Source organism: Nostoc sp. FACHB-892 (genome assembly GCF_014698795.1).
Lineage (GTDB): Bacteria > Cyanobacteriota > Cyanobacteriia > Cyanobacteriales > Nostocaceae > Nostoc.
Map to the genome: position 1 here is coordinate 278,194 of NZ_JACJTR010000003.1, position 15,411 is coordinate 293,604.

18 protein-coding genes are annotated in these 15,411 nt (G+C 42.6%); 5 read left to right on the forward strand and 13 right to left on the reverse strand.

Going from position 1 to position 15,411, the window contains the following annotated elements:
* Positions 1-28: 28 nt before the first annotated feature.
* From H6G96_RS06055 to trxA, 5 genes are all read right to left on the reverse strand, one after another.
* Entirely contained in the window at positions 29-718 is a 690-nt protein-coding gene (locus H6G96_RS06055; RefSeq protein ID WP_190910596.1) for an SDR family NAD(P)-dependent oxidoreductase, read from the reverse strand.
* 165 nt (positions 719-883) lie between these two features.
* Positions 884-1,549, reverse strand: a complete 666-nt coding sequence (locus H6G96_RS06060; RefSeq protein WP_190910597.1) for a nitroreductase family protein — start codon at positions 1,547-1,549, stop codon at positions 884-886.
* A gap of 108 nt (positions 1,550-1,657) precedes the next feature.
* Complete coding sequence (locus H6G96_RS06065; RefSeq protein ID WP_190910598.1) at positions 1,658-2,770, reverse strand: alkene reductase; 1,113 nt, start codon at positions 2,768-2,770, stop codon at positions 1,658-1,660.
* Between the two features lie 124 nt (positions 2,771-2,894).
* The gene (locus H6G96_RS06070; RefSeq protein ID WP_190910599.1) at positions 2,895-3,689 is read right to left on the reverse strand and encodes an SDR family NAD(P)-dependent oxidoreductase; all 795 of its coding nucleotides are present in this window, start codon (positions 3,687-3,689) and stop codon (positions 2,895-2,897) included.
* A gap of 214 nt (positions 3,690-3,903) precedes the next feature.
* Positions 3,904-4,227, reverse strand: coding sequence for a thioredoxin (trxA, locus tag H6G96_RS06075; protein ID WP_104906809.1), 324 nt, complete (start codon positions 4,225-4,227; stop codon positions 3,904-3,906).
* A gap of 81 nt (positions 4,228-4,308) precedes the next feature.
* Here trxA and H6G96_RS06080 point away from each other — a divergent pair, with 81 nt between their 5' ends.
* Positions 4,309-4,659, forward strand: a complete 351-nt coding sequence (locus H6G96_RS06080) for a helix-turn-helix transcriptional regulator (protein WP_190910600.1) — start codon at positions 4,309-4,311, stop codon at positions 4,657-4,659.
* A gap of 276 nt (positions 4,660-4,935) precedes the next feature.
* On the opposite strand, the gene H6G96_RS06085 is transcribed toward H6G96_RS06080, so the two are convergent.
* The 5 genes from H6G96_RS06085 to H6G96_RS06105 all read right to left on the reverse strand — a co-directional run bounded on the left by H6G96_RS06085 (position 4,936) and on the right by H6G96_RS06105 (position 7,805).
* On the reverse strand, positions 4,936-5,172 hold the full coding sequence (locus H6G96_RS06085) for a hypothetical protein (protein WP_190910601.1): 237 nt from the start codon (positions 5,170-5,172) through the stop codon (positions 4,936-4,938).
* A gap of 227 nt (positions 5,173-5,399) precedes the next feature.
* Positions 5,400-5,981, reverse strand: coding sequence for a GNAT family N-acetyltransferase (locus tag H6G96_RS06090; protein ID WP_190910602.1), 582 nt, complete (start codon positions 5,979-5,981; stop codon positions 5,400-5,402).
* A gap of 78 nt (positions 5,982-6,059) precedes the next feature.
* Entirely contained in the window at positions 6,060-7,286 is a 1,227-nt protein-coding gene (locus H6G96_RS06095) for a glycosyltransferase (RefSeq protein WP_190910732.1), read from the reverse strand.
* An 80-nt stretch (positions 7,287-7,366) separates the two neighbouring features.
* Entirely contained in the window at positions 7,367-7,561 is a 195-nt protein-coding gene (locus H6G96_RS06100; protein WP_190910603.1) for a hypothetical protein, read from the reverse strand.
* Entirely contained in the window at positions 7,527-7,805 is a 279-nt protein-coding gene (locus tag H6G96_RS06105; protein WP_190910604.1) for a hypothetical protein, read from the reverse strand. The genes H6G96_RS06100 and H6G96_RS06105 overlap by 35 nt, the downstream gene beginning before the upstream one ends.
* Positions 7,806-8,187: 382 nt before the next feature.
* Here H6G96_RS06105 and shc point away from each other — a divergent pair, with 382 nt between their 5' ends.
* Positions 8,188-10,104, forward strand: a complete 1,917-nt coding sequence (gene shc, locus H6G96_RS06110; RefSeq protein ID WP_190910605.1) for a squalene--hopene cyclase — start codon at positions 8,188-8,190, stop codon at positions 10,102-10,104.
* Positions 10,105-10,282: 178 nt separating this feature from the next.
* On the opposite strand, the gene H6G96_RS06115 is transcribed toward shc, so the two are convergent.
* The 3 genes from H6G96_RS06115 to H6G96_RS06125 form a co-directional block, all read right to left on the reverse strand.
* Entirely contained in the window at positions 10,283-10,732 is a 450-nt protein-coding gene (locus H6G96_RS06115) for an orange carotenoid protein N-terminal domain-containing protein (RefSeq protein WP_190910606.1), read from the reverse strand.
* A gap of 592 nt (positions 10,733-11,324) precedes the next feature.
* Complete coding sequence (locus H6G96_RS06120; protein WP_190910607.1) at positions 11,325-11,816, reverse strand: orange carotenoid protein N-terminal domain-containing protein; 492 nt, start codon at positions 11,814-11,816, stop codon at positions 11,325-11,327.
* A 388-nt stretch (positions 11,817-12,204) separates the two neighbouring features.
* Positions 12,205-12,603: a DUF6335 family protein gene (locus H6G96_RS06125; protein WP_190910608.1), complete on the reverse strand. Its 399-nt coding sequence runs from the start codon at positions 12,601-12,603 to the stop codon at positions 12,205-12,207.
* Between the two features lie 375 nt (positions 12,604-12,978).
* Here H6G96_RS06125 and H6G96_RS06130 point away from each other — a divergent pair, with 375 nt between their 5' ends.
* The 3 genes from H6G96_RS06130 (at position 12,979) to H6G96_RS06140 (ending at position 15,392) form a co-directional block, all read left to right on the forward strand.
* Positions 12,979-13,356 carry a DUF2267 domain-containing protein gene (locus H6G96_RS06130; RefSeq protein WP_190910609.1) on the forward strand — a complete coding sequence of 126 codons (378 nt, stop codon included), beginning with the start codon at positions 12,979-12,981 and terminating at the stop codon, positions 13,354-13,356.
* 139 nt (positions 13,357-13,495) lie between these two features.
* On the forward strand, positions 13,496-14,593 hold the full coding sequence (locus H6G96_RS06135; RefSeq protein WP_190910733.1) for a DJ-1/PfpI/YhbO family deglycase/protease: 1,098 nt from the start codon (positions 13,496-13,498) through the stop codon (positions 14,591-14,593).
* A gap of 100 nt (positions 14,594-14,693) precedes the next feature.
* Positions 14,694-15,392 (forward strand): SRPBCC family protein, encoded by a 699-nt coding sequence (locus tag H6G96_RS06140; RefSeq protein ID WP_190910610.1) that lies wholly within the window; start codon positions 14,694-14,696, stop codon positions 15,390-15,392.
* Positions 15,393-15,411: the final 19 nt, after the last annotated feature.

Consider the following 15,411-nt stretch of genomic DNA (forward strand, 5'->3'; position numbering starts at 1 on the left):
AAAACTATTCTTGTAACAATTGTCTAGGCTAGAAGTTCTCTACCCAAGGACGTAGTTCTACTTCCCATGTCCAAGCACTGCGGGGTTGGCGTAAAATGCTGAGATAAGTTTGAGCGATCGCATCAGGGTCAAGAGTACTATCAGGATTATCTAATGGATCTTGGCGGACTGTGGAGCGGATTGCACCATCAATCACAAAATGCGCCACATGGATATTCTTTGGTGCTAATTCCCTAGCAATACTTTGAGCTAAACCGCGTAGTGCAAATTTACCCATTGCAAAAGGAGCAGACAGAGGATAACCCTTGATACTCGCTGAGGCTCCAGTAAAAAAGATAGCACCACCGCCAAGCTGTAAAAACCTTTTGGTAGCAGCTTGGGCGACGAGAAAGGCTCCATAGGCAGTTACATCTAGGGTTTTTGCCACCTCACTAGGGTCTAGATCAACAAGAGATCCCCGCACCCGGAAACTGGGATTGTAAATGACAACATTTGGAGAACCGAGCTTATTTTCAACATCAATAAATAACTGTTCTACTTCATCTGCCTTTGAGGCATCAGCAGCGAAACTAACTGCGCCAATTTCACTGCTCAATTGAGTGAGTTTTTCAATTTGGCGAGCTGCTAAAGCTACGGTGAATCCTTCTTTTGCAAATAGGCGGGCTAAAGATGCACTCAGCCCACTACCTGCACCGACAATTAAAGCTGTTGTTGGCATAAATTCAATTCTCCTTGGTGAACTACCCCACCGCATAGGCGCATGGGGAATGCCGCGATTCAGTTCAAAATTTTAGTCAGTTGAACGCACCCCCTCTAACTCAAATATAGATGGGGTGCGTTAAAACAGTTATATAAAGAAATTTAATGCCCGATTCAGAGAGAACTACCCAACATAAGGGTTCCCGATTTTATCCACAGAGACGTTGGAGGAGAATGGCAAACGACCTGGATTTAAGCGTGGTTCTGCTGCATAGCCAACAGGAACTAAAACAGCGATCGCTAAATCTGGATTATCCCCAGCACCAATCACTTCTTTTACTTGATCCTCAATCCAACCGTTCATAAAACAAGTGGATAATCCCAAACTTTCTGCCGCTAACACTAAATGAGTAGCAGCAATGATCGCATCTTTGATCGCATATTCGCGTCGCTTGTCGCCTAAGCTAGCTTGGAATTGCGGAATGGAGGTTTTAAAGTAGTTTACCGTACCTTCATTCCATGCTCCAGTTTCGAGTCCCCGCTCCAGAATCGGGGTCAAGTCTTGTTCGCCTGCGTTAGGATCGGCAGCAAACACAAAGGTTACAGGTGCTTGGACAATTTGCTGTTGATTCCACGATGCGGCTGACAATGCTGCCTTTTGCGCTTCATCTTGTACAATAATAATTTGCCAGTCTTGCATATTAAAGCTGCTGGGTGCTGCCACGGTCAACTCTACCAGTTGCTTGAGCAGTTCTGGGGTGATGGGGTCTGTTTTAAAAGTTTTGATTGAGCGGCGTTGAGCGATCGCACTTGGTACATCTAAAGGTTGGGTTTGAGTGATCGAACTCATAAGATTCTCCTTCCTGATAGTTGGGTTATGAAGTTGCTGGAGCGATTTTTAGGATTGTCCGAAATAATCTAGTGGTGTAAAAAGTTGCTTGAAAATAGATTAGCAGAATTATGCGTTAGCTACTGGCTCATTAGCAGCTGACCAAAATGGATAGTCTGTATATCCCTTTTCATCGCCACCATAAAAGGTTGCTTGATTTGCTTGATTTAGTGGTGCATTTAAAGCCAAGCGTCTGGGTAAATCGGGATTTGATATAAATAATGTGCCAAAGGCAACTAAATCTGCTGCTTTGTTTGCCAGTACAGCATCGCCTTTTTCACGGGTATAACCACCATTGACGATGAGTGTACCTGTAAAGCGATCGCGTATATGACTAGTAGGTACAATTATCCCGCCATGTCTAATGTCTGCCTCTGTTGCCTCAAAAATATGCAGATATGCCAAATTAAACTGGTTCAATGCTTGAGCCGCATAACCAAATGTCTCCAAAGGATTGGAGTCACCTATATCGTTAAAAGTCCCGCTGGGAGATAAACGTACTCCTACCCGGTTAGAATCCCACACACTAGTTACTGCCTCTGTTACCTCCAACAAAAATCGAGTGCGATTTTCAATGGAACCGCCATATTTATCTGTGCGCTGATTGGTGCGATCGCGGAGAAACTGATCTATTAAATAACCATTAGCTCCGTGAATTTCTACCCCATCAAACCCAGCCGCTAGGGCATTTGCTGCTCCCTGACGATACTGTTCGACTATCTGCGGTATTTCCGATGTTTCTAAAGCACGGGGAGTTACAAAGGGTTTTGGCCCCTCATAGGTTGAAGCTTCACCTTTAGCAGCAATGGCAGAAGGTGCCACAGGTAAAGCTCCATTCGGTTGTAAGTCTGGGTGAGAAATCCTGCCTACGTGCCATAGTTGCAGAAAAATTCTCCCTCCCTGCTGATGCACGGAATCAGTCACTAACTTCCAGCCCTCCACCTGTTCTGATGAATGAATTCCTGGTGTAGCGGGATAACCCTGTCCTTCAGGAGTTACTTGTGTTGCTTCTGCAATAATCAGTCCGGCAGAAGCACGTTGAGTGTAGTAGGTAGCATTAAGTTGGTGTGGTACATTTCCTTGACCTGCCCTATTTCGGGTTAAGGGTGCCATCACAATCCGGTTTGGTAGTTCCAGATTTCCTAATTGGTAAGAAGAAAATAAATTGATATCAGTAGTCATGTTATTTACTCCAATTCAAAACTTTTGAACCCACCAAGGTGAGTTTTGTTTGTGTAGACGCGGTTTTTAACCGCCCTTTTCACGTAAAGTTGACTGTACGCCTGCTACAGATGTGGTTCAAATACTAAACAATCGATCGAATAACGCCACCATCTACCCGCAAAGCTGCACCATTAGTTGCTGAAGCTACGGGACTACAAAGGTAAACTACGATCGCAGCTACTTCTTCATTAGTTGCAAAGCGTTTGATTAGGGAACTGGGACGTACTTTTTGGAAAAACTCAGCCTCAACTTCACCTGCACTAATGCCACGTTCCTGCGCCAGCTTAGTGATAAAGTCTTCAACTCCTTCTGAACGGGTTGGCCCTGGTAGAACGGAGTTTACCGTGACTCCAGTCCCGATAGTCATTTCTGCTAGACCTCGTGCAATAGCTAGCTGCGCTGTCTTAGTTGTGCCATAGTGAATCATTTCCACTGGGATCTGAATGGCAGATTCGCTAGAGATAAAAATTATCCGCCCCCAGTTTTGCTCTAGCTGCTTTTGCAGATATTGCCGACTTAAACGGACTCCACTGAGAACGTTAACCTCAAATATGTTTAACCAGTCTTTATCAGTAATATCAAAGAAGGTTTTTGGTTCATAAATACCGACATTATTTATGAGAATATCAACGTGAGGAACTTCTTGAAAAAGTTGCTCTACCCCTGATGCAGTGCCTGCGTCAGCAACAATACCAGAAATTTTCGCTTCGGGTGTACAATGCTTAATTTTGGCGATCGCTTGGGCTACTCTTTCTTCAGACCGACCGTTGACAATTACTGATGCACCTTCTTGAGCTAACCCAAGGGCAATCGCAAAACCAATACCTGCGGTTGAGCCACTCACCAGCGCGGATTTACCATGCAATTTCAAGTCCATTTCGCTCTTTCCCCGTTAATTGAAACAGAATGATCTAGGATTGGGGATTGGGTAGTGGGGATCAGGGAAAATAGGAGGGGGACAAGGAGAAAGGTCTAAGCGCCAGAAGTCGGTGCTTAGAACTTTAGAGGGACAAGGGGGACAAAGAATATTCAAGAAGTCTTTCCTAAATCCCCAGTCCCTAGTCCCTAGTGCCTAATCCCTTTCACTTAAATTAAAGATGCTGTGCTAAGGTCTTATTCAAGGTAGTTTTTGGGACTGCCCCTACGACAGTGTCAACCTGCCGACCTCCCTTAAAAACCATCAGCGTCGGGATGCTGCGAATTCCATAATGGCTGGCGACAGTAGGATTCTGATCTGTGTTTAGCTTCACAAATTTTACCTGTCCCTCGTATTCAGTAGCGACTTCATCGACTACTGGGCCTACCATCCGGCAAGGGCCGCACCACGGGGCCCAAAAGTCTACTAAGACTGGAATTTCACTTTCCAAAACTTCTTGCTTGAATGTGGCTTCTGTGACATTTGTAATGGATGACATAAAATTGCCTTCCTAATTAATTCTATAATTCGATAATATCGAATAATAAAAATATATGCCACCTGATGAGATAATGCAACTATGAAATTTCTTTATCATCCAGATAGAAAAAATATTTCTTTACCGGGAGTGCTGTATGCATTGGGCGATCCAGTCCGGCTAGAGATTGTGCGGCGGTTGGCTACTGAGGGGGAACAATGCTGTGCGAGTTTTGATTTTGCGATCGCTAAGTCTACCATGTCCAATCACTTCAAGATTTTGCGGGAGTCGGGGATAGTCTTTACACGTAAAGAAGGGACACATCACATTAACATCCTGCGGCGTGAAGATTTAGAGATGCTGTTTCCAGGGTTGCTCGATGCGATATTGAAAGCGGCTCAACCATTACCTATTAGTCCTGCGAGTGATAAACAAACAGCTGCAAGGATTTAAGGGCATGGGGCATTGGGTATAGGGCGATCGCTACCTGTTTAAGAATCTTCTCGTGTTTCTTTCTGTATTTCTAAATCAGCAAAGATATCATGTTGTTCTCGAAAAAGCCTCGGAGTCTAAGAAGCAATAAAATCAATATCCTTACTCCAGCGATATTCTTCAAACTTAAATGCAAGAAGGGTTTCGCCACCGAAGTAAGCATAACCCTTCCTAAGTATGTCCGAATTTAAAGATTCAAGAGCTGTGAAATTTTATTATGATATTCAAACCTGGAAGTCATAAACAAACTTGCAACCAGGATTTATAGCGTCTGGCGATTTCCTTAAGGAAATTGAGTTCTTCACCTTCAAGATTATTAAATAGGTTGCGATATTGCCAGCCACGCTCGTAGCGACTCAGCATTTTCTCTAAAGTAAACCGATATACATCGGCAGTCTGCCAACAAATTGACTCCAGAAAAGGCAGCTTTTTGGGGATACTAATAGAATTATCTTTTGGTGTTGCGGTTGTCATAATTCATTTAATCAACCACTTTCGGCTTACTTGAATTTTAGCTTTCGCGCTTTATATTTAGCCACTGTATTTGAGAAGGACAAATCACTGGTGAAATGGTGAAATATAAGGCAGGTGATCCAAAAAATCTACGTACCGCTAAGTATTAGCGTGTGAATGTTTGTGCGTACGATGGATGGTGTGGGAGGGGCAGGAGAAACACATACCTTGGCTCGATTGGGCCGCTTTCACGACTGAGCTAACTTCAATACATAACGCCAATATCGAATCCCAAAATTACGTGGAAGCTCAGTATCTTGCTGGAACCCCAGCTTCTCATACATCCGCCTCGCTGTAACCATCAATTCACTGGTATGAAGTCCAATCACCTCTGCTTGATCACGTTTGGCTCGTTGAATACACTCCTCAGTGAGCCGACGACCAATTCCTTGACCTCGATATTTTGGCGAGACTGCCAACATTCGTAACGATGCCCATTCAGGTTGAAACAGGCGATTTGTAGATGTACCGGGATAATAATAAGTCACTGATCCAACTAGCTCATGATCTTGCAATGCCACAATTAACTTTGCTTGATTAGGAACTTTTGAAACATTGGATAGGTTCATTTTCATTTTGTCCCAATCCTCTGAACTCAACCATTCAGAGTATTCTCGATACGCGTCAACCGACAATAACGCAACATCGTCAAAATCTGTAGTTAGGGCATCTCGAATGGTCAGAGGCATATCAACTATAAGTTCTTTATCTTTTACCGTCATTGCCTTGAGAAAGTTTTCTTTCAATGTTAGTAGTACTTTCAAGTTCATTAAGTTCAACAGTCAAAGTTTGTCATTTCTTCCAGGTCACATTAACACTACCGATTTTGAAATTCAATTTTATCCCAACTATAAATTATCCGAACTGGGATAAACTCTTCCTTTCCAAGCGCCGCCGCGTCCTTGCCAGTGACGTAATGCTGAGTCTAGAGTCATCAGGGTATAGAGAAAAGCGATCGCAGGTAAACTAAAAGCTAACCAGCGAGAACATTTATAAAAGCGGATCGTCGGGTAGTAAGCCAAAGTCATTAACATCCATCCTAATAAACCTGTAAGTGCGATCGCCCAATTACCCCAAACTGCACCTAGAATTACACACATAGGTGAAACTAGATAAATTAAAGGCATTCCGACCAAAGTGCCTAATAGTAGTAATGGAGAATAATTAAGTTGGGTATAGGCGGTACGAGCAACCATATCCCAAATTGTCGCCAGCGAGTCATAGGCACGCAGACTCCGAGTCAAGCTACTCAATCCTAGCCAGATACGACCAGAGGAGGCAGGGGGAGCAGGGGAGGCAGGGGAGAAAGAAGAATTACTTTGTCTTCCAATGTTCTTAACAGCATCAGCCAGGGCGCAATCGTCGATTAAAGCTTGGCGGATCACTTGAATACCTCCGATTCGCTCTAAAGCTTCACGGGCGATCAGAATAGATCCCCCTGCGGCGGCAGCTGTGGGATTGTTGGGATTATTTACCCAGCGAAAAGGATAGAGTTTTTGGAAGAAAAAGACGAAAGCTGGAATCAAAAGTTTTTCCCAAAAGCTTTCACACCTAAGTCGCACCATTACCGAAACTAGGTCTAAATCTTCTTGAACAGCTTTCGCAACGAGTCGGCGGAGATTACCAGGATCATGCTCGATATCTGCATCAGTCAATAAAAAATAGTCAGGTGTGAATTTACTCGCGCTGTTTATACCTTGCTCAACTGCCCAAAGTTTGCCAGACCAACCAGAAGGCAGTGCTTCACCTGAGATAATATGCAATTGCTGGGGTTTACCTACAGCGTGTGCAACTTTTTCGGCAAAATTTGCTGTACCGTCTGTGCTGCGATCGTCTACCAAAAATACGTTGAAAGAACCAGGATAATCTTGGAGTAGGAGCGATCGCAGTGTCGTTGGTAGCAATTGGGCTTCGTTGCGAGCTGGAACGACGGCACAAACCATAGGTAACGATTGTAGCTGAGTTTCTGTAACCTCTAATTGCTGGTCTGTCCGCCAAAATTGTCCCCAAAAACACAGTAATCCTAACCAAATTGTCAAGGATAAAAGCATCAATCCTAATACAATTACACCCATAACCGTCGCTATCTCCATGTGCAGAATCCAAAATCACTGTACCCTGCCTGGTATAGGCAGGCGATCGCCGATTCCTAGAATCACAAGCCCCAGCCCCGCCATAAATATTCGGTAAGTTGCTGTCCTACATGACGTTCTTCTTTGGGATCGGGGTTTAAATACCAACGCACAGATTTATAGAGTAGATGGCGGTGCAGATCAAAGGTGGCTTCGATTAGTTCACCACAGTTTCTGGCAGCATCAAGTGCCCTGACTGCGTTTCGCTTCTCTAGCAATCAACCGACGACGCAAAGGACGCAGCCAAGGATACCAGTACCCTTCCAGAAAGTGCAGCACAGGCAAATCGAAGCGTTGTACCACGAAGGCAGAAACGACAATTAGGCAGAAAACCCCGATGAGGAGGGCGATTTGTAAGGGTTCAGGCTGTTGGCTGAACCAAGTACTTTTCCAGCCAAAGTACTGTAACCCAGCGGCGGCTCCCCCTGTCCAAAAAACAAAGGCCAGGGTGGTTTCATACAAGCAAAGAAAAACTAAAACTGCGTTTCAAAGCCTCTCCCCGTTTCGGAGAGAGGAATGGAAGTGGGGTAAAAAGCCATGCCACAAAACGAGAAATCAAGACTTATGTATTTTTCTTTTTTCGTATGAAACCACCCTGCCTGATTCGAGTGCAGGAATGGGTTCTGGCTTACTAGGCGGACTTGAATAATTGCAATTTGCTATGCTATCTCCTGCGAAGTTTACGTAGTTATTATTCATTCGCAAAGAGATTTTAATCACAAGCTATTGCAAATTGTTAGTGACTCAGACAGAATACTATGTCTACTGATAAAGGAAAATAATTTTTTCACCTATATTGCCGTGTTGATAACTAGTGTTGGGTGTTGAGGTTAAATAGTATTTCATGCAAACACAAGACAGGGTAAAAGTCAATCAAGTCGCAGATGCGATCGCAGCCAGTCAACAATATTTGCTTTCGATTCAAAATCCGGCAGGTTACTGGTGGGCAGAGTTAGAATCTAATGTCACCATCACTGCTGAAGTCGTCCTGCTGCATAAAATTTGGGGAACAGACCAAGGCAGACCTTTACACAAAGTTGAAACATACCTGCGCCAACAGCAACGGCAGCATGGCGGCTGGGAACTTTACTACGGTGATGGCGGAGAACTTAGCACTTCAGTTGAGGCTTACATGGCGCTGAGGCTGTTAGGTGTACCAGCAACCGATCCGGCGATGATTAGAGCGAAAGCTTTTATTCTCCAACGGGGTGGTATCAGCAAAACTCGGATTTTTACCAAGTTGCATCTAGCCTTGATTGGCTGCTACAACTGGCGCGGTATTCCCTCGCTACCACCTTGGATAATGCTGTTGCCAAAAGCTTTCCCAGTTAATATCTACGAGATGTCTAGTTGGGCGCGTTCCAGTACTGTGCCGTTGCTGATTGTATGCGATCGCAAACCTGTTTTTATCACCAACCCAACTATCAACCTAGATGAGCTATACGCTGAAGGCGTTGATCAAGTCCGGTGGGAATTACCCCAAAGTGGCGATTGGACAGATTTATTCCTCACCCTCGATCAAGGGTTCAAGTTGGCAGAAAGCCTGAATTTAGTACCTTTTCGTGAAGAAGGCATCAAAGCCGCCGAAAAGTGGATTTTAGAGCGCCAAGAAGCTACAGGCGACTGGGGTGGCATTATTCCGGCGATGTTGAATTCAATGCTGGCTTTGCGGTGTCTGGATTATGACCGAAACGACCCGATTGTGGAACGAGGGTTGCAAGCAATTGATAACTTTGTCATTGAAACAGAGAATAGTTACCGAGTACAACCCTGTGTTTCACCCGTTTGGGATACAGCTTGGGCAATGCGTGCCTTAATAGAATCTGGCTTTGCACCAGATTATCCAGCTGTAGTAAAGGCTGGAGAATGGTTGCTCCAAAAACAAATTTTAGATTACGGAGATTGGGCTGTAAAAAATCGCCAAGGAAAACCAGGGGCTTGGGCTTTTGAGTTTGACAATCGCTTTTATCCTGATGTAGACGACTCGGCGGTGGTAGTGATGGCTTTACATTTGGTGAAACTGCCCAATGAAAAAATTAAGCAGGCTGCGATCGCTCGTGCCTTAAATTGGATTGCATCTATGCAATGTAAACCAGGTGGATGGGCTGCTTTTGATTTGGACAATGATCAAGATTGGCTGAACTCCATCCCTTATGGCGACTTGAAAGCCATGATTGATCCAAATACCGCAGATGTTACGGCTAGGGTGCTTGAAATGCTTGGTGCTTGTGATTTGTCAATAGATAGTTATAATTTAGAGCGATCGCTTACTTATCTTCTGCGCGAACAAGAAACCGAAGGCTGTTGGTTTGGTCGTTGGGGTGTAAATTATATCTACGGCACTAGTGGCGTTTTGTCAGCCTTGGCGTTAATTGATCCTCAAAAGCATAAACTTAGTATAGAGCGAGGAGCAGCTTGGTTAATTGGATGCCAAAACCCAGATGGTGGTTGGGGTGAGACTTGCCGCAGCTACGACGACCCCAGTTTTAAAGGAAAAGGAAATAGTACCGCGTCTCAAACTGCTTGGGCTTTAATTGGCCTGTTGGCAGCCGGTGAAGCAACTGGTCAATTAGCTCTTGAGGTTATTGAGCGAGGAATTGACTATCTAGTTGCAACTCAACAGCCAGATGGTACTTGGTTTGAGGCGGACTTTACAGGTACTGGCTTCCCCTGCCATTTTTATCTCAAGTATCATATGTATCAACAATACTTTCCTTTAATTGCCCTAGGTCGCTATCAAGCAGCGATTAGAGAAAATTAGTTTGGATGCCGTGCCCCTATGGGTGTACTTCACATAAACGAGAAGCGCTATATTTGAACCAAATTTTTTGTAGGGGCACAGCAATGCTGTACCCGTAGCGCGTCGTCTATTTAGCTGAAAATTGCTGTAAAAATAAAGGTGAGGCATAGCCCCACCTTTGATTCTTGACTCAAAACTGTTACAGCACCCGCTTCAAGAAAGTCACTAAATCCTCAATGTTCGGTGTGTCAAGCAAATCTACTACTTCTGTGGCTTTTTCAGAAGGTATATAGTCATCTGGTACACCAATGATTGTAGTTCCTAAATTTTGGGCTAATTGATACCAAAAAGCTAATTTATCATCAACGTTCATTGAAGCATACTCTTCAGTAGGAATTGCTGTTTCCCCTACTTCATCTTGGTTTAGCAACTGACGCAAACCAGAAACTTGTTCCTGCTGTGGCAGGTTTTGAATTTGTGCAACTAAATTCGCAGTTTTTTCGTTTGGCACATCATTGAGAGCGATCGCTGGAATTTCATCAGAAATTTCAGTGTAAAGTAAAGATAGCACAGTCAGGCGATCATCTGTATCTAAATCCTGAAATTTTGATACACTTTGTTCTAAAAAATTGATGTTTGTAGAAGTCATAAACACCTCAAAGTAATTAACTACTTAATTAACTAAAAAAATATCAAGTGAAAATTGGAATTCTGTCTTCAGGCAGTTCGACTATTGCTTTGATCTGAAATGATATTAGATTTTAAAAAACTCATTAAATCTCCCATGTGTAAAAATTTGGACTATCCCTTTTATACCTCTCTCAATCTTAAAGATTTAACTTTAAATAAAACACTATAAGAAGAGATAATTCTAATATAAACTTAGCGTATTTTAATCAACCAAAAGATAGATCAAATCGGCTATAATTATTTTTAATATATTGAGGATAAAACAAAGGGCGTTACGAATGTAGGGTGCAACTGGTCTAAAGATATAAATGAACACAGAGTAAAAGCTAAAACTCTTACTCTGTGTTTATTTGTCAAAAAATAAAAACGCCAGTCATGAAAATAAATTCAGCCTTATATACTAACTGGCAGATATAACTAGCTTTAAGAAAATAGGTATAAACCCTTGCAGTTTTCGTGAGGATGATGCTGCCTCGTGATGCTAACACCAATCGCCTAAAGCTAGTGGGACTAAAAAGGTAGCCTCAAGTAACCTAAAAACTTCAACAGTGCTAAATTTCAGCACCTGGTTTTGCTTCAGCACCCATTGGCGAAACATAATCACGGAAAAGAGTAATCTGTTGCTCAAACTCTAATCCTTGAATTCTGCCAAACAACTCTTGACATTCTGAAGGAAGTTCATAGTCAGAAGGTACAGGAATGATAGTACCATCATCCATACCTTGAGATAACCGATACCAAAACAGTAGTTTAGTGGTATCACCCAAAGAACCATATTCACGAGATATTAGGGTATCGGCTTTATTAATCAAGTCACGCTGAACTTGTAATTGTTGTTCGTGAGATAATTCCTTAACTTGATTAAACAAACCTTCAGCAATTTCTGGAGAAACAGTGCTAGCACCAGGAGCAGCTGGCGTAATTGACTTACCCATTTCTTTGTAAATGAACCAAAATAAAGCCAGTTGTTGATCCACATCCAACTGTTGCCAAGCTTGAACATGCTCACGAATAGTTGGATCGCTAGTTTGTGTAAATGTCATTATTAACTCCAATTGCAATTATTTAATTTCATTAGCAAGGTTATCAAATGTACATTTAGGGTTTGACCCTACTAAAGACAGATGTATTGGAATCATAAAGAAGAACAATTATAAGTAGAGCATAAATTTGGCATAGTTTAGCCCTGCATTGGAAGTATTACAGTTATATCAAAACCAGAAAGAATGCTTGTCTTTGGTAAGGTAAAAAAATTAGCAATGGGAATGCTGCTAAATTGAGATATTCTCAGGAACTATTTCGGTAGGTAGATGCTAGTTTTATTTTGACAGTACTTTTAGAAGTACGACCCAATTCAGCCACACTAATTTGTTGACGCCAACATTCAATTTTGAATGTACAGTAAGAATACGGCTTCTACTTTTCTTGAGCTTATTCTCGCCGATCTTGGTAATCTTCAGAAGACTTCGGATCTAACTCCCAGCGAGAATCATCACGTTCCTCTAAAATTTCGTTAGTGCGAAGAAATGCGAAATCATCTATTTCTAGCCCTACTGCTGCTTCTAACTCCTCAGTTACATTTTGATCGGGAGTGGAAGTACTACCACCAACAGCTTCATCTCCAACTGCATCTGCATCTTGCCAATAAGCATCAACATCGCCACCAGTGAGTTCAGGACTAGTTTCTGTATACTCCTGTCTTTCTGCTCTCATTGAGCGCCCACCAATATTGTATCCAGGTAAGTCTTTTACACCTGTACCGTAGGATTCGGTGATTTCCTGTGGCAAATCATTGGTTTCAATTTCGTCATTATGATTTTTTTCTGCCATGATACTAGCCCTTTTGTGCATTCTCACAATAACGTTTTCCTGTCGCTAACTTGTCTTACTAGAGATGTATAGCTTTAGAAATAAAATAATCTATCCCCTTGGAACGAAGCTAAAGTACCTATCGGGTCATACCATTGTAAATATGAATTCATGGTCGAGCAACTTGTAGTTGAAGTTTTTAGTTATGAGTTAGGAACTCTCAAACCGAAGTTATTCAGTAGCCAAGTTCTCACTCATAACTATTTTTATTCATGGGCGAAAATAAAAATTTAAGTTTAGCCATTTAATACCATTTAACTTTAATATTCATGCTTTTAACTACCTGAATACTAAAATAACAAGACATTCAAGAATTTTGAGAAGCGGAGGTATACAGTGGAATACGATGAGTTCATTACGCACGTACAAAGCCTTACCCAATCAGATTCTCGTGAAGAGGCAGAACGTGCTACCCGTGCCACACTAGAAACCCTTAAAGAACGGATAGCAAATGATGAAGCGCAGGAACTAGCTGCAAGCTTGCCCCAACAACTAGGGGATTATTTGCGAGGAAAAGAAGGAGATAGCGGTGGCTCTTTCAACTTACAAGAGTTTATTGCCCGTGCGAGTCAAAAAGAAAATATAGAACCAACTACTGTAGCAATTCATGTTCGGGCGGTATTTACCGTATTGCAAAATGCTGTCAGCCCAGAATTATTTGCTGCCTTACATAGCCATTTTTCTCACGATTACGAAGAACTGTTTGGAACTTAGCCAATAAGTAAATTAATTGGATAATTAAGCAATCCAAACAAAATTTTCCAGAAAAAATCCCGACTGCTTAACGAGCCTAATTGATCAATATTCTAGCTAGTTAAATACTAGAAATAAACAGGTAATAACATCTATGACTATGACTGATCATAACACTCATTCCGGTAAGAAAAAAGTTGCTATCCTTATTGAACAAGCAGTAGAGGATGCAGAATTTACAGTTCCTTATAATGGACTAAAACAAGCAGGAATGGAAGTAGTAGTCCTCGGTTCCCGAATGAATGAAAAATATAAGGGTAAACGTGGCAAACTGAGTATACAAGCGGATGGTACTACTACAGAAGCGATCGCAGCCGAATTCGACGCGGTAATAATTCCTGGTGGGATGGCTCCCGATCAAATGCGGCGGAACACCAACACAGTACGTTTTGTTCAAGAAGCTATACAACAAGGAAAATTAGTCGCTGCTGTCTGTCATGGGCCACAAGTTTTGATTGAAGGCGACTTGCTTAAAGGTAAACAAGCCACTGGTTTTAGCGCTATTGCCAAGGACATGATTAACGCTGGCGCAAAATATCTAGATGAGCCGGTGGTAGTTGACGGAAATTTGATTACATCTCGTGAACCTGGAGACTTGCCAATTTTCACCACAGCTATATTAAGTCGTTTGGGTTATGGTGGCAAAGATGCTGCATTACCAAATGAAAAAGACACAAGTGCCCAATGGTGGAAGCTGGCTGATGCTTGGGGTGGCTCAACTAAAGGTGAGATCACCAAAGGTTTAAATAATGCCCTTGCTGGTGAACGTTATTCCTTAGAAGCATTTGAAAACTACTTGCAAAAGGAATCAGATAACGAAGTAAACTCAGTCTTTCAAGAAATAATTGCTAATAAACAGCGCCACATTCAAAAACTGGAAACTTATCTTCAGTTATTAGGCGAAAAACCCTCTTTAGGCGCAAATATTGCCAATCAGTATGCCAAGGTGAAAACTGCCTTGACAGGAAGTGATGACATATATCAGTTACGTTCTGCTTTAGGTGATGTGCAAACTGGTATCGGCGATATTGGCAACTTGTCTGCAATGTTCACTGACCCAGTAGCAACTGCTATTTTCAAAGAAATTTACCACAATTTATTGAAATACGAGCAGCGATTGGCACAGTTGTATCGAGCGCGGATAGGTACTCAGATTCAGCCACCTAAGCCGACTACAGGGGCTGCTGTGTCAATGTAAGGTTTTTTGAACCTAGACGGTTACCGAAGAGGCGCAAATAACAAAGAGAAGAGGGTATTTGCGCCTCAATGGTGAATTTACAGTAATGGAGATATAAAAAGTGACTTCAACATCAGGGGATAAATCAAGTACAAACCAGCCAGAAGCTAGTGAAGTAGAGCGTTGGGCATCCCTTATCGGTGGCGGTGCGATGGTGCTGATGGGTTTAAGGCAAGGTTCATTGCGAGGAGCGCTGACGGCTTTAGCCGGTGGCGGTTTGGTTTATCAAGGTGCAACCAAGCAAAGCACAATTCAGAAAGCACAGGAAGCAATAGGTCTAAACCAACCCATCAAAGTTGAAAAAACGGTAACTATCAATAAATCGGCAGAAGAATTGTATCGCTTTTGGCACGACTTTGAGAATTTGCCTACATTTATGAAGCATCTCAAATCTGTCAAGGTGCATAACGAAAAACGTTCTCATTGGATTGCCAATGCACCCTTGGATAATACCGTAGAATGGGATGCAGATATTCTCGAAGACCGGGAAAATGAATTTATTTCTTGGGCTTCTGTAGAAGGTGCAGATGTTGATAATTCTGGTTTTGTCCGCTTCACAAAAGCACCAGGCGATCGCGGCACGGAAGTGAAGGTTGTTTTGGAGTATAATCCCCCCGGTGGAGCATTGGGAGCTACCGTAGCTAAACTTTTTGGTGAAGAACCAGAACAGCAAATTGGTGATGAATTGCGCCGCTTCAAGATGCTAATGGAAGCAGGCGAAATTGCCACAACCGAAGGTCAACCTTCAGGACGCAAGTAGAGTTATTTGTTCTTTGTCC